Source organism: Carboxylicivirga mesophila, assembly GCF_018271975.1.
Lineage (GTDB): Bacteria > Bacteroidota > Bacteroidia > Bacteroidales > Marinilabiliaceae > Carboxylicivirga > Carboxylicivirga mesophila.
Genome location: NZ_JAGUCN010000002.1, coordinates 401,347 through 415,338, shown reverse-complemented (window position 1 = coordinate 415,338; position 13,992 = coordinate 401,347). Strand labels below are relative to the sequence as shown.

General features: G+C 42.0%; 15 protein-coding genes. 8 read left to right on the top strand and 7 right to left on the bottom strand.

Annotation, left to right across the window (positions count from 1 at the left end):
- Positions 1-82: 82 nt before the first annotated feature.
- The 4 genes from dprA to KEM09_RS03680 form a co-directional block, all read right to left on the bottom strand.
- Entirely contained in the window at positions 83-1,192 is a 1,110-nt protein-coding gene (dprA, locus tag KEM09_RS03695) for a DNA-processing protein DprA (RefSeq protein WP_212225697.1), read from the bottom strand.
- Between the two features lie 287 nt (positions 1,193-1,479).
- Complete coding sequence (locus KEM09_RS03690) at positions 1,480-1,992, bottom strand: hypothetical protein (RefSeq protein WP_212225696.1); 513 nt, start codon at positions 1,990-1,992, stop codon at positions 1,480-1,482.
- Between the two features lie 226 nt (positions 1,993-2,218).
- Positions 2,219-2,869 (bottom strand): hypothetical protein, encoded by a 651-nt coding sequence (locus KEM09_RS03685; RefSeq protein WP_212225695.1) that lies wholly within the window; start codon positions 2,867-2,869, stop codon positions 2,219-2,221.
- Entirely contained in the window at positions 2,844-3,308 is a 465-nt protein-coding gene (locus KEM09_RS03680; RefSeq protein WP_212225694.1) for a hypothetical protein, read from the bottom strand. Before KEM09_RS03680 ends, KEM09_RS03685 begins: the two co-directional genes overlap by 26 nt.
- A 225-nt stretch (positions 3,309-3,533) precedes the next feature.
- On the opposite strand from KEM09_RS03680, the gene aroB reads away from it, so the two are divergent.
- The 3 genes from aroB to KEM09_RS03665 all read left to right on the top strand — a co-directional run bounded on the left by aroB (position 3,534) and on the right by KEM09_RS03665 (position 6,341).
- Positions 3,534-4,604: a 3-dehydroquinate synthase gene (gene aroB, locus KEM09_RS03675; RefSeq protein ID WP_212225693.1), complete on the top strand. Its 1,071-nt coding sequence runs from the start codon at positions 3,534-3,536 to the stop codon at positions 4,602-4,604.
- Between the two features lie 45 nt (positions 4,605-4,649).
- Positions 4,650-5,882 carry a 3-phosphoshikimate 1-carboxyvinyltransferase gene (gene aroA / locus KEM09_RS03670; protein WP_212225689.1) on the top strand — a complete coding sequence of 411 codons (1,233 nt, stop codon included), beginning with the start codon at positions 4,650-4,652 and terminating at the stop codon, positions 5,880-5,882.
- A gap of 222 nt (positions 5,883-6,104) precedes the next feature.
- Complete coding sequence (locus tag KEM09_RS03665; protein ID WP_212225688.1) at positions 6,105-6,341, top strand: hypothetical protein; 237 nt, start codon at positions 6,105-6,107, stop codon at positions 6,339-6,341.
- Positions 6,342-6,609: 268 nt separating this feature from the next.
- Here the strand turns inward: KEM09_RS03665 and KEM09_RS03660 are convergent, their stop codons facing one another.
- On the bottom strand, positions 6,610-8,517 hold the full coding sequence (locus KEM09_RS03660; RefSeq protein ID WP_212225686.1) for a vWA domain-containing protein: 1,908 nt from the start codon (positions 8,515-8,517) through the stop codon (positions 6,610-6,612).
- 108 nt (positions 8,518-8,625) lie between these two features.
- Between KEM09_RS03660 and KEM09_RS03655 the strand changes: the two genes are divergently transcribed.
- The 3 genes from KEM09_RS03655 (at position 8,626) to KEM09_RS03645 (ending at position 11,014) form a co-directional block, all read left to right on the top strand.
- A complete protein-coding gene (locus KEM09_RS03655; RefSeq protein WP_212225685.1) occupies positions 8,626-9,213 on the top strand; it encodes an RNA polymerase sigma factor in 588 nt (195 codons plus the stop codon).
- Positions 9,206-10,498 (top strand): energy transducer TonB, encoded by a 1,293-nt coding sequence (locus KEM09_RS22070; RefSeq protein ID WP_212225684.1) that lies wholly within the window; start codon positions 9,206-9,208, stop codon positions 10,496-10,498. The genes KEM09_RS03655 and KEM09_RS22070 overlap by 8 nt, the downstream gene beginning before the upstream one ends.
- A 66-nt stretch (positions 10,499-10,564) precedes the next feature.
- Complete coding sequence (locus KEM09_RS03645) at positions 10,565-11,014, top strand: hypothetical protein (RefSeq protein ID WP_212225682.1); 450 nt, start codon at positions 10,565-10,567, stop codon at positions 11,012-11,014.
- 4 nt (positions 11,015-11,018) lie between these two features.
- Here KEM09_RS03645 and KEM09_RS03640 read toward each other — a convergent pair whose 3' ends face one another.
- Positions 11,019-11,597, bottom strand: coding sequence for a peroxiredoxin-like family protein (locus KEM09_RS03640; protein ID WP_212225680.1), 579 nt, complete (start codon positions 11,595-11,597; stop codon positions 11,019-11,021).
- A 141-nt stretch (positions 11,598-11,738) separates the two neighbouring features.
- On the opposite strand from KEM09_RS03640, the gene KEM09_RS03635 reads away from it, so the two are divergent.
- Both KEM09_RS03635 and KEM09_RS03630 read left to right on the top strand, forming a co-directional pair.
- Entirely contained in the window at positions 11,739-12,347 is a 609-nt protein-coding gene (locus KEM09_RS03635; protein WP_212225678.1) for a porin family protein, read from the top strand.
- A 324-nt stretch (positions 12,348-12,671) separates the two neighbouring features.
- Positions 12,672-13,226 carry an outer membrane beta-barrel protein gene (locus KEM09_RS03630; protein WP_212225677.1) on the top strand — a complete coding sequence of 185 codons (555 nt, stop codon included), beginning with the start codon at positions 12,672-12,674 and terminating at the stop codon, positions 13,224-13,226.
- Between the two features lie 67 nt (positions 13,227-13,293).
- On the opposite strand, the gene folE is transcribed toward KEM09_RS03630, so the two are convergent.
- Positions 13,294-13,917, bottom strand: a complete 624-nt coding sequence (gene folE / locus KEM09_RS03625) for a GTP cyclohydrolase I FolE (protein ID WP_212192573.1) — start codon at positions 13,915-13,917, stop codon at positions 13,294-13,296.
- Between the last annotated feature and the right edge of the window lie 75 nt (positions 13,918-13,992).

Below are 13,992 nucleotides of genomic sequence, written 5' to 3'. Positions count from 1 at the left end.
GCAAAATAGTCATTTTTGTTTGTTGAAACGCTGACTTTTTGCGCGAAATGTTTCAATAGTTTTAGTAATTAGATTGCTTAATTTACTTAAATAGCCTAAATGCATTTCCTGGTAAGCATTTTACAAGCCCTGCAAACTCCAATGATAACATCGAAGCACTGACTTTACTTACAGGTAGTCCACTTTTCACACACAGCTCGTTAGCTGTCAGTTCTTTATTCTCCAATAATACATGGTACAACTGTTCCTCTTCTTTGGTATTAAATGACTGAAAAAGTGAAGCTTGAACGGACTGACTTCCTTCAGCACCTTCCCACCCAAGCGCATATTCCAAATCTTCAACATTCTCAATTAATGCAGCAATATTTTTTTTAATCAGGTAATTGCCACCCTTGGCCAATTCATCTCCAGGTTTGCCAGGAAAAGCCAATACATCACGATTGTATGACTGTGCAATACGCGCCGTAATTATAGCACCTCCCTTTATGGCCGACTCCACCATTACCAATGCATCCACCATTCCTGCCACAATGCGGTTTCGTCTCACAAAATTAGGTCTGTCAGGTTTTGTATCTGACATAAATTCGGTTATCAAACCACCTTCTTCCAACATTTGCCTGGCCACATTGCGGTGCACCGATGGATAAATGCGATCAAGACCATGCGCCAAAACGCCATATGTAGGTAAACCATACTTAAGGGCTGCTTTATGCGCGCAAACATCAATCCCATAGGCTAAGCCGCTTACAATAACAGTACCCGGATGTCGCTGCGCCAGCTCCTCCACCAAACGCTCACAATTCACCCGGCCATCATCAGAGGCCATGCGGGTTCCAACTATTCCAATCATTTTCTGTTGGTTCAACTGGGTAACCCCTTTGCTATATAACGCTATTGGTGCATCATCACAATGAGAAAGGCGTGCTGGATAATCATCATCTGTGAAATAAAGCACTTTGATATTGTGCTTATGAATAAACTCCAGCTCCTGCTCAGCCCGCGGCAGCACATCAGCAGATTTAATGGCCTGTGCCAGCCCTGAACCTATGCCAGGTATAGCAGTCAATGCTCTTAAACTTTGGGAGAAAACGGCTTGCTCGTCGCCAATATAGGCGATAAGGTTACGGGCCAGTTTAGGACCGATGCCCTTGATCAGACTAATGCCAAGTTGATATTTTAAGCGCTCTGACAAATTAAGGTTTGATTATCAACTACTAAAGTAGAAATTATTTTGATTGAAACAAGCCTTAACTTTAATAAATTATGTTTTGCGTACGTTCGTGTCTTTAGACAAAAGACGAATAACATCTGATAAAAGATATAAGAGATGAGAAGCTAGTGACGAGAGGTATGCGCTTAAAGCATTAAAACTAATAATGTGTGTATTGTGTTTAGTCCTCATTAATAGCCAATTAAAATAAGAAAGCACTGCCAGATTTATCAAACAGTGCTATAACTTAAGCAGAAGCGTTCATTGCCCTAATTCTTTTGTACAATAATATACACCCACTTTTCATCAGTCCTTAATTCATGAGAACACCCTAAATACTCAGCAATTGGTGCCATCAAAGCATCCATAAAATCCATAAACTCCTGGTAGCTAACATCAAAAACAGGTTGATTCTTCTCCAGATATGGAGCGAACTTCTTACACTTCATTTCTACTTTATCTGCTGTCTGGCTAACTATTTCCATTTCAGGTTCCAGTGAGAAACAAGATAAATTCCAGAGCATTCCATTTACTAATCCTTTAAATCCCTTTTCTTTATCCCAGGAGGTCTTAAACTGTTCGCCAACATAATGCCCAAACTCATTGGCGGTTTTTCCTTCAGCTTTGGCATAACTGATAGAAACGATGGCCATATATTCCCATTGCCCAATCATATTACCAAGCTTCTGTTCAATAAATGGCTTATGAACCTTAAATGGCTCCTGCGCTGTTATACCTAATACAATCAACAGTGCAAATCCGGTAAATAGTATCCTTTTCATAACAAAATAGTTTGGCGTAATAATACGACCGCACTGTTCTATTGTCAAGCTTTCAGGAGCTATTGTTGAACATATTCGATGCCGTTCAATTAAAGCTTTCAACCACCTGCAACTATCTATGAGAAAGCCTATTCAGAAGTATCTTGATTTAAGACATAAGATAAAGAGGTGAGCGGTAAGCAATGAGTACTGCGCACCAGGCACTATGCACCTGGCACTAGCTAACTCAATAGTATTGAGAAGGAATACGAAAGGTAATACCGGTGGTAACAAAGCCCATATTACCCGGACCTACCTCGAGCAGCATACAAAAGTTATCATTAACAAAGTATCGAACACCAACTAATGGACTAACACTAAAATTAAAGTTTGCTGTTTTAGAACTCACCAACTGCTGAGTCTCTTCATTCCAGACATCATCTTCCCGGGCATTATTCCACTTCATTAACAAACTAAGGCCGGCATAAAAATCCCAATCACCCAAAAATACTTTATAGTTAGTCCATTTCTCTATCCAACCGGCAAAATGCACGTTGGCCACACCTCCAAAAGCAAATTCGGAGTAGCGATGCACATTGGTGGCTAATGTATCGTTTTTATACTTATCGCGGCTAAAGCCCATCAGTGCGCCAGCACTCAGGTAATCGGTCAGACCTTTCTCGACGGCTAATGAGATGGGCGGCACCTTTTGAATACTATAACCGTCCCAATCATGTCGGTTGCTATAATCGGCAAATGATATTTTAGGGCTGATGTACCAGTCCTTATTACTGAACTGCCCCATTAGACCTTGCGCAACAGTGAGTAAAACCACTGATAACACAATGGCTCTCCCCTTAATATCCCAATAGCTATTTATTCGAAAACGATGCTGCATACACTTTCAATTCCTCTATTTGCTTTTGACTACAGGCACTTAATCCAACGGATGGAAACATGGCCAATCGTCCCTTTATTCGACCGCAAATTAACAAACCAGCGCCGAATCTGCCTAATCCCTTTCTGACTTTAACATACTTGATACGCTCCACCGGAATAACAATGCGCTTATATTCACGCCAAAACGGAAACAGGTTGTAATACTTTACATCCAGTTTAGCAGGTGATGCATCTACCTCAACATAACAGAAGCCGCCTGTATAATACAAGGCTATTATAACGATCAGAAACAGCCACATAAACATTTCCACCATCTTATCGGTGGTTTCAATCCACAGATAGTTAATACCTATGGGCACAATGGCCAGCATCACAATAATGCGTAAAACATTACTGACTTTCTTAGCTCTGTCTTTATTGTCAAATTTGATGGTCATATATCGCGATTAAAATGATTCATTGGGCCAAATGCTTTCAATGTGATATTTATCAGGTTTTAAATATTACAAACCGTTACTTTTTCCCAAAGAAAAGTAAAAACATTAATCCAATTGCTAAAAATAACTATTTTTGCAGGCATCATGGCAATAGCTGCTAAGCAATTTGATGCGGTCCTTTGGCATGATGTATAGTTAGCTTGTTTCATCGTTATTACATAAAAAATGTATCCGCTATTATCGAAAGAGTCGAATGTATTTATTGTTGAAGATCTGAAGAAGGACATCGAGTATTTCATCAACAACTTTCAGCACGATAAAGTCTTTTTATTATCAGATGAAACAGCCTATGAATTGTGCTATCCCAAGATAAAAGATGCCATAGGGCTGTCGGCTGACAGAACAGTGATTATCCCATCGGGCGACCATAATAAAGGCATTGAATCACTGTCTAAAGTATGGCACCTGCTGAGCCATGGAGGCGCCGACCGTAAATCCTTGCTGATTACTCTGGGAGGCGGCATGCCGTGCGACTTGGGTGGATTTGCTGCTTCAACCTTCAAGCGGGGCATTCAGTTCATTAACATCCCTACCACATTGCTGGCACAGGTAGATGCTTCTATTGGTGGCAAAACAGGCATTAACTTTGAAGGGTTTAAAAACGAAGTAGGTGTTTTTAATCAGGCCACTGCCGTTTTGATCGAAACCAGTTTTCTGGACACGCTGGACGGTGAGAATATTATCTCGGGCTTTGCCGAGATGCTGAAGCATGCCTTTATTTATTCGGCTGACAAATGGGAGCAGCTGAAAAACTACGACATTAAGAGCCCGGACTACAAGCTGCTGAAAGAGTTGGTAGCCGATTCGATACGTATTAAGGACCATTTTGTACAGAACGACCCATTAGAGAATCACATCCGTAAGGCACTGAATTTTGGTCATACCTTTGGGCATGCCTTTGAAAGCCTGGCGATGCACGAAAACCGACCTGTGCTGCACGGCTATGCGGTGGCCTTTGGAATGATTTGTGAACTATACCTTTCGCACATCCGATTGGGCTTTCCGATGCCACTGGTCATGGAAATTGCCAATCATCTGGAAGCGATATTTGGCCATTTTGAATTTGACAAAGCACATTTTGAAGAGCTCTACCAGTTGATGACGCACGACAAGAAGAATGAATCGAACCAGATTAACTTCACCTTGCTGGAAGCTATCGGTAAGATTCAGATAAACTGTCAGGCAACGAAAGATGAAGTGTTTGATGCCCTTCATTTTTACACCAACATCAGCTAGTTTTATTGCTCCAATCATTGTCCAACTTCAGAATCACATTTTACCATGCACTATCAACTTACTACTACCACTTCATCAGATAACATCCAGGTACAGTTACCATCGTCAAAAAGCATTAGTAACCGACTGTTGCTGCTCAATGCTTTAAGTTACAGTCCGTATGAAATCAAAAACCTATCGGACAGTGACGATACTAAAGCGATGCTGGGTGTACTCAACTCCAATACCAATACCTTTGATGTGGGAGCAGCCGGTACGTCTATGCGATTTCTGACGGCTTTTTTATCGAAGATAGTGGGCGAATGGACACTGACGGGTTCAGAGCGCATGAAGCAACGCCCCATTAAAACGCTGGTGGATGCTTTGAACAAGCTGGGCGCTAAGATTGAGTATATGGAGAAAGAGGGCTACCCGCCATTGCGCATCTTTGGCAGCAACCTGGAAGGTGGTGAACTGGAGTTGCCAGGCAATGTGAGTAGTCAGTACATTTCGGCGCTGTTAATGATTGCGCCAACCATCGAAAATGGCCTTAAACTGACGCTGACAGGCGAGATTATCTCGCGCCCCTATCTGGAGATGACGCTGGCACTGATGAAAGATTTTGGTGTTACTTCCCACTGGAAAGGCAATGTCATCACAGTACCTGAAGCACCCTATCAGCCCAAGGTAGTGACGGCAGAATCGGACTGGAGTGCCGCCAGCTACTGGTATGAGATGGTGGCGCTTAATCCGTCAATTGAAGTCACACTTAAAGGACTGAAAAAGATAAGCCTGCAAGGTGATTCACAGGTGCAGCATATGTTTGATAAGCTGGGTGTGAAAACCAAATTCTCACAGAAAGGCACCACACTGACGAACACCGGTAAGAAGCCCGGGCGCTTTAACTACAACTTTATCAATGAGCCCGATTTGGCCCAGACACTGGCGGTGACCTGCTGCCTGATGGATATCCCCTTCCACTTTACCGGCCTGCAAACACTGAAGATTAAAGAAACCGACCGTATCAACGCACTGATTAATGAGCTAAAGAAGCTGGGCTACCAGCTGAGCAGCAACGATATTGATGATTTAAAGTGGGATGGCGAACGCGCAGCCATCGAACAGGAAGCTGCTGTTACCATTGACACGTACAAGGATCACCGCATGGCGATGGCCTTTGCTCCGGCTGCGTTTAAGTATGTCAACCTGGTGATTAACGATCCGATGGTGGTCACCAAGTCGTACCCCAACTACTGGGATGACATTGCCTTGGCAGGTATCAGTTTTATAGAAGGATAAAAAGCTAATCGCTGTTGGCTGATGGCCGATAGCGATTATTCAGACGCGTTAGTACCCCTTAAGGTATATTGTCAGACTGTGAAATATGGAGTCATTGCGTATAATTTCATACGTTCATTGAAAAAAGCGAGTCTGTTAGCCTGGAAATAAACAGCTGAACTGAATCATTACCATCATACAGTTAAGCAATCACTATCTATAGTTAAACAGTTGTAGCTTACAGTGGGGAATTCAATATCTGAACTGAAGCATTGCCATCTTACATTGCAACAATCAACATCTACAGTAAAACAATTGCAGCTGACAGTTAATAAATCAACAGCTACTTTGAAGCAATGGCAGCTTACATTTGAACAATTCCTATTTGCACTGGAAAACACTGATCCTACAGTCGATATTACTCATCTGACATTTAAGAACACTCTATTAACACTTGCCGGAACCGCATCTACATGGTAACGAAATCATCTGCAAGTAGCGATAACTCTATTGACTTTGAAGAGTACTCATTTGCCGGTTAAAACCAATCATTCAGAGACTCCTCTAAACAGATTGAGATTTGAACAGACTTGATTTACTACAAGACAATACCATGTCCATGACGAAAACAATGCCATAAGTAGAGAATTTGCATCTGTCAGTAATTTTAACGAAGGCTATTGAGATAAAATGAAACAGAAGGTTCGCCCTATCTTCTTATTAAAATGCGAACCTTCCTTTTGGAATCCTATTCGGCATAAACCAGGTTGGCATCCAATGATTCGGCGGTTTTTACCAATCGTATCATTTCTGCCTTAAAGCCCTGCTCATCTTCACCCCGGGCCGCTTTCGCCATCGCCCTGATGGTTTCGTAGTCTAAATCACCTTTGTACTGCGAGTCGCTAAGCAACATACCAAAACCGGCCACGGCTGCCGCAAAACGAAAATCGTCACTCGCCTTTTCAAAGCGCTTAACCGGTCCGCTAACTGGTCGTTCCATCAGCTGACTTTTACTTCCATTGGGTTGCTTATAGCGCAGTTTAAGAGTTAACCACTCATCCGAAGCCGTCACTACAGGCTCCTTCTGCTTTTGGTACTTCAGCTTATCCACTGATTTAATCCACTCTTTGCTATCCTTTGCCCCTACGGGAATGATTTCATACAAAGCAGTAACCGTATGTCCAGCTCCTATCTCACCTGCATCCTTGGTATCGTCGTTAAAATCCTCATCATTCAACAGCCTGTTCTCATAGCCAATCAAACGATAGGCCAGTACCTTAGCCGGGTTAAATTCTATCTGAAACTTCACATCTTTGGCAATGGTAAACAAGGTGCCACCGAACTCACTCACCAGCGTTTTTTGTGCTTCCTGCAGATTGTCGATATAGGCGTAATTACCATTTCCCTTATCGGCTATAATCTCCATGCGGTCGTCTTTATAGTTACCCATACCAAAGCCCAATACAGTCATAAAGATGCCACTGTCACGCTCCTTCTCCACCAGCTCTTCCATGGCCGCATTGGAACTAACGCCCACATTAAAATCGCCATCGGTAGCCAGGATGATGCGGTTATTGGCATGTTCCTGGTAATGCTCCTTCGCCAGCTTATAGGCCAGTTTTAGTCCGGCACCACCAGCTGTTGATCCACCTGCTTCCAGCTTATCAAGGGCAGCCAGAATCGTTTTCTTATCCCTGCCCGATGCTGGCTCCAGTACCACACCGGCTGCTCCGGCATACACCACAATGGCCACATGGTCTTCGGGTCTTAGCTCATTCACCAGTAAGCGGAACGACGACTTAAGCAGTGGCAGCTTATTGTTACTACTCATTGATCCCGACACATCGATTAGAAACACCAGGTTGGACGGTGGCAGGTTATCCTTTTCAATCTCACGCCCTTTCAAACCAATCTTCAGCAAATGATGCCCGGTGTTCCAGGGACAAACAGCCAGTTCTGATTTAACCGCAAAAGGTTGATCATCTGCAGGAGCTTCATACTCATAATCGAAATAGTTGATCATCTCTTCAATACGCACCGCATCATGAGGCGGCATCTGCCCGCTGTTTAAGAAACGTCGTACGTTGGTATAAGCGGCCCTGTCGACATCCACCGAAAAAGTTGACAATGGTTGCTGTGTCACCTGCTTATAGCCGTTCTCATTAATAGAGGCATAATTCTCGGTATTAAAATCAGCTTCGTAATCATTCATAACAAAATAAGCCTGCTGCGATTGCAAGGCTTTCTGTCGCTTACCTTTTCGACCTGCACCTCTAATTTTGATGCCACTTATTGCACCTGTTAAGGACCTTTTCTGACTTGAGCCATAAGCAACCACCATCACTTCTTCCACTTCACATACATCGGCTTTGAGTACAACGTTTATAACGGTTTGCTTCCCTACCTTGATATCCTGCGGCACCATGCCAATAAAATTAAAACGAAGAATATCCTTCTCACCTGATACTTTAATCGCGTATTTACCATACGTATCGGAGACTGTCCCTTCTGATGTAGTTTTACTCACCACCGAAACGCCGGGCAATGGACTTCCAGCTTCATCGGTAATTAAACCAGTAACCATTCGTGTTTGCGCTTGTATGCCTATGCCTAGCATGGCTACTAATGCGACTAAAAACAAAACTTTCTTTTTCATAATCTTAAGGTTTTACATGAAACGTTTTGCCATTAGGATGCAGCTTTACGATGGATTCCATAAAAGTTTTTGATATTTTTTCTACTTTTAAATTCACCAGAGTAACATATGGCGATTAAGTGGTTTAAAAACAAGGAGAAAAGCGATGAACAGCTATTGAGCGAGTTTCAGCAAACCGGTAATATTGATATACTTGGATTGCTGTTTGAGCGCTATATGCACCTGGTTTATGGCGTGTGCCTGAAATACCTTAAGAACAGGGAGGATGCGCAGGATGCTGTGATGGAGTTATACGAAAAACTGGGCAAAGAACTGCTTAGCAAAGAGGTTAACAATTTTAAACCCTGGCTGTATGTGGTGACTAAAAACCATTGCCTGATGCAATTGCGAAGTCAGCAAACACAGCTGCGCAAACAAAAAGATTTTGAAAAAAGTGAACTTCCTTTTATGGAATCAGATGCTTTAATGCATCCTAATGGTGATAACTGGGAGCCCGAAGAAATGGACAAACGTCTGCAAGCGTGTTTGAATAAGCTAAGGGAGCATCAGCGCGCCTGTATTGAGCTGTTCTACTTTAAGGAGTTGTGCTACCAGGAAATAAGTGATAATTTAAACATTGATATTAAAAAGGTGAAGAGCTACATCCAGAATGGGAAGCGAAATTTAAAGTTGTGTATAGAGTCATACAGTGAATAAACGAAAGATACATACAACCACAGATGCGGATGCATTTCAACGCTACATGAACAATGAAATGCAACCCGGCGAAGCGCACGAATTTGAGCGCCGGCTACTCAACGACCCATTCGAAAATGAAGCACTCGAAGGCTTATCATCCATTGGTGCTGAAGCTGCCGGTCAGGACATAAGTTCTCTTCAATCAAAAATTACCAAACGGAAATTCATCTGGCAACAACCTGCTTTTTATGCAGCGGCATCAATTGCGATTACCATTGGCCTTCTTTCTGTTTTATGGCTACTCCAACCCGAACAACTGCCAAGGGTATCGGATCATATGGAGCTACCCAAAGCCCCAGTTGCGGCCAAAGCTGAGTCTGTTGAATTATTAAAACCTGAAGCAGAGGTTGAAATAACTTCGAGCGAACAAGCAGCCGAACCAATAGCAATGATTGAGGTGCAAGACGATGCGGAAGAATCTCTACCTGATGAGGAAGTGTCGGTTGCTGCAGCAGCAAAGGCGGCCAAACCTGCTGAACCACTTAAGTCACACTCTGAATTTCAACTGGCCGATGCAGAAGACATTAAAATTGAAGTACCCAAGCGCAAATCACAGGCTGGCCGGATAGAAAAAGAGGTGATGAGCGTTGACTACGGCACCTTGGAAGGCAACAGCCTGCAAGGCCTGAGTGACAGTGGCAGCAGTGGTGATATGTTGATTGTGAGAGGTCGGATTATTGATCGCAGCCAGCAACCAGTTCCGGGAGCCAGTGTCAATATTAAAGGCACCAGCCTGGCAACGGTGGCCAAAACCGACGGCAGTTATGAAATGGCTATCCCAGCCGAAGACACAAGCAAATCTATCCGGGTTGACTTCATAGGCTTTGTCCCACAAGAGTCGGACCTATTGGTTAATGACTCACTTAACTTTGTACTGGAAGAACAAAATTATGCCTTAAGTGAGGTGGTAACACTATCATATGGAGCAGATAAAAAACGTCAGATTGATGAAAAGATAGATGCCCGGCCCGAGAAAGGTCTGGATGAATACATCATTGAACTGGAGAAGAACCTGCGCTACCCTGCTAATGGCACTGGAAAAAAAGAACAGGTTGTGGCGCTTATCACCATCAACCAAAGAGGCGACATTAAAAATATTGAAATCAAACGCAGTCCGGGTGAATCTTACAGTATTGAAACTATTCGTGTAATACGCAATGCTTCAAAATGGCTGCCTGCCACCGACAAAGGTTTTCCGGTGGAAGATACAGTCAAAATAAAGCTACAATTTCAACCCAAATAGATTCTATATATTTTTTTTAAAACAAGCAATCTAACTACCTTTGTCCTAACCTATAAAAAAGCCAGTATGCCAACCAAATTAACCCAATTCCTTGCTGCAATTTGCGGCATAATTCTATTGAGTAATTGCGATCCAACGACCTACATTACCGAAAAACACTATTTTAACAAGGAATACCAGCTGGAAGCAATTAATGCACCCGATTACCCATTCAAGGGACCCAAAGAGCAACAAACCATTTCTATTGATTTCCCTAAACAAGGTGAGTTCAGGCTTTATTTTGGCAACAGCCAATGCGAAGGAAAGTATGATGCTAATATCGAGGGTTCATTCAGTATAAAACAAAGCAACTGCTCATCGCACTGCTGCGAATCGAGCTGGGAGCTATACGTGCTTACATTAATACGTAAAGCTACCCGATATGAGGGAGGTGAAAACAATCCACTTGTCCTTTTGATTAATGACAACAACTACCTGGTGCTAGAAACACATAAAAAAGCCTATCAACCAGATTGATGCATTATAGATTATCCAGTATCTCCTGAATACTCATTCGCTGTTTATAATTTTTATCGAAGTGACGGTGAGTTACAATGCCTTCGCTTGAAATTATATAGGTGGCTGGCACTGGCAAAGCCCGGTCGTTATTGCCGCTTGCATGGTTAATATTTATGCCAGCTGCCTGGTAAGCGACATGCTTACTTTTGCTCAAATTAAATGTCACATCCCAGGCGTCCATTATTTGATGATGCTTATCGTAAATAATCGAAAATTTGGCACCTGTTTTTGTCATGGTCTCCTCAATGGCTTCCTGGTTTTCAGGTGTTACTGCTATTACCCTGGCTCCTTTTGCATTAATCAAATGGATAGAATCTTGCAATGCAGACATATGCCTGTTGCAATACGGACACCACTGCCCTCTATAAAACAGCAATACCACCTTATTTTCAGCCAGCTCTTCGGCTAAATCAATGGTATCACCATGCTGATCGATGGCCTTAAACATGGGAGCTGCTTCATGAATCCGAATGCCCTCCTGAGCTGTCATCCAATTGATACTTCCAATAAAAAATAAAAATAATGCAATACCTTTCTTCATGGTATAAATATTTGATTAAAGACTATTTACACACTTAGACGAAGCAACATCCAAATCCTTACAAAGATTTTTTATAAGTGTATTTGCCATGGCAGGTGTCATATACTTGACACTAACTAAAAATCATTAAAACCTAATAGAATGAAAAAGGCAGTATTAATGCTTACTCTGCTAGCTATAGTGGGCATGGCATCAGCACAAGATCGATTTGCAATTGGATTGAAAACCGGTTTTAACACGACAAAAATTAAGCTGAGTGATATTCCGGAGAATGTAGAGATTAAAAATGAAGCCAATAATGGTTTCTTATTTGGTGCATATGGAAAACTTCGATTGACAGAATCCTTTTCTCTTCAACCAGAAATGTATTATGCAAAGAAATCATCCACTATGTCAATTGCAGAGGGTGATGTGAGATACCCAGACAGCGAAAATACATTACACACCTGGGATATTCCAATCTTAGCAAATCTGCAACTAATTGATTTAAAAGTCGTCAAGATATATGGAGTAGCTGGCCCAGTTGCTTCTTTCATAGCAAGTTCATCAACCGATCTTCCGGAATGGGATGAATTTAAGAGCACGAACTGGACTTTCCAAGCGGGAGGTGGTGTTGAGTTCTGGCGATTAACAGCTGATGTCCGCTATGAGTGGGGCTTATCAGATATTTCTGATTTAGCACAATTAAAAATTGGTCAAAAGACAGATGTCTTAACATTTGCCGTTGGCTTTAAACTATTCGGAATATAGAGCCCTGTTCCATACACATAAAATATACCTAAATCTATAATAAGAGTCGGTTCTTTTTTAAAGGCCGGCTTTTTTTGTTTGTATTATCTCCAATACATTCATTCACTTATTATACCAATTGTATTTTAGAATGTGTTTTTAGTGTACTTTTAGGAATTACACTGGTAAATGCCGATATATAATCAAAGCGGCTTTAATGCGCTTCACTTTTAAAGCCGCATTTTTATTAGTAATTGGTATCAGCTCATAACCCCACTCAACTTTACTTTTTGGTTTGTATTAAGTAATTTGTGTGGCACAACAAATCAACTTAATTAATAAACTATGAAACGAATACTTATTATTTTCCTGGCCATTGGTATGCTAAGCCTTGGTTCAAATGTAAAGGCGGAAGAAGGACCCGACGGAAGAGGAATACGGGCCGGTTACCAAAACAGCTTCTTTAAAATAGATGGTGACGAAGCATTTGATGATCCATACAACAACTTCTATGTAGGCTATTTTAACAGCAGCAACATTGTGCCCATGCTCAAATGGGATTCGGGTATTGAATATTTTCAGGTTGGTGGTAAAACAGGTGATGCTGAACTGAAACTTCATTATTTAAGCGTGCCATTATCGCTAAAATTAAAGATTGGGCCAGTGTATGCCCTTGGTGGTGTAAATGGCGCTGTTAAGCTAGGTGGCTCATCAGATTTTGCTGAGTTTGGTGCGGATGTCGGTGATTTTTCTACCCTTGATGCAGGCGCTCACCTTGGAGTCGGATTTAAGTTCTTAATGCTCGGTGTTGAAGCACGCTATACCTGGGGATTAGTCAATCAAACAGAAGCAGATCTAAAATCAGAATATTTACAGCTTGGAGCTGTACTATTCTTTTAATAAACTAACAATAAAACAAAAGCCCCGCTAATTAGGTTAGCGGGGCTTCTTTTCTGTATTATTACTCCTAGTGTAAATTCGAACTAATTATCTTCATAAACTCCTCGCGTGTAGCCAGGTTTTTCTGAAAAGCACCCGTGAAATCAGATGTCGTAGTTACCGAGTGCTGCTTCTGTACCCCACGCATTTGCATGCACATGTGCTGGGCTTCTATTACAACAGCCACACCAAGCGGATTAAGCGTATTCTGAATACACTCCTTAATTTGCGTTGTCAATCGTTCCTGCACCTGCAGTCGACGGGCAAAAGCTTCTACTACACGGGCCAGTTTACTTAATCCGGTAATATGGTGTCGTGGAATATAGGCCACATGCGCTTTACCGAAAAATGGCAACATATGGTGTTCGCACATCGAATACAGCTCAATATCTTTCACCACAACCATCTGCTGATAATCTTCGCGAAACATGGCTGATTTAATTATTTCCTCTGGATCCATATGGTAGCCCTGCGTTAAAAACTGCATGGCTTTGGCCACCCTTAATGGTGTTTTCTCCAGCCCCTCACGCGAAGGGTCCTCACCTAACGATTCAAGTATTTTATGATAGTGATTCGATAATTCATTGGTTGTTTCATCGTTGTATGACTCCACCTTTGAATATCCCTTATCTCCGTTTAAAGTAAATTCCATTGTGCTTTTTTTGACAGAACAAATTTTGCAAGCTGCAAAAGTGCCTATTTTCTTTTAATTTATAACTGATATTTA

What these genes read in the sequence shown, in the direction of transcription:
- KEM09_RS03690 (WP_212225696.1), bottom strand. Translation starts at nt 1,992, where the DNA reads ATGAAAAGGATACTATTTACCGGATTTGCACTGTTGATTGTATTAGGT.
- KEM09_RS03685 (WP_212225695.1), bottom strand. Translation starts at nt 2,869, where the DNA reads ATGCAGCATCGTTTTCGAATAAATAGCTATTGGGATATTAAGGGGAGA.
- KEM09_RS03680 (WP_212225694.1), bottom strand. Translation starts at nt 3,308, where the DNA reads ATGACCATCAAATTTGACAATAAAGACAGAGCTAAGAAAGTCAGTAAT.
- aroB (WP_212225693.1), top strand. Translation starts at nt 3,534, where the DNA reads ATGTATCCGCTATTATCGAAAGAGTCGAATGTATTTATTGTTGAAGAT.
- aroA (WP_212225689.1), top strand. Translation starts at nt 4,650, where the DNA reads ATGCACTATCAACTTACTACTACCACTTCATCAGATAACATCCAGGTA.
- KEM09_RS03660 (WP_212225686.1), bottom strand. Translation starts at nt 8,517, where the DNA reads ATGAAAAAGAAAGTTTTGTTTTTAGTCGCATTAGTAGCCATGCTAGGC.
- KEM09_RS03655 (WP_212225685.1), top strand. Translation starts at nt 8,626, where the DNA reads ATGGCGATTAAGTGGTTTAAAAACAAGGAGAAAAGCGATGAACAGCTA.
- KEM09_RS03645 (WP_212225682.1), top strand. Translation starts at nt 10,565, where the DNA reads ATGCCAACCAAATTAACCCAATTCCTTGCTGCAATTTGCGGCATAATT.
- KEM09_RS03640 (WP_212225680.1), bottom strand. Translation starts at nt 11,597, where the DNA reads ATGAAGAAAGGTATTGCATTATTTTTATTTTTTATTGGAAGTATCAAT.
- KEM09_RS03635 (WP_212225678.1), top strand. Translation starts at nt 11,739, where the DNA reads ATGAAAAAGGCAGTATTAATGCTTACTCTGCTAGCTATAGTGGGCATG.
- KEM09_RS03630 (WP_212225677.1), top strand. Translation starts at nt 12,672, where the DNA reads ATGAAACGAATACTTATTATTTTCCTGGCCATTGGTATGCTAAGCCTT.
- folE (WP_212192573.1), bottom strand. Translation starts at nt 13,917, where the DNA reads ATGGAATTTACTTTAAACGGAGATAAGGGATATTCAAAGGTGGAGTCA.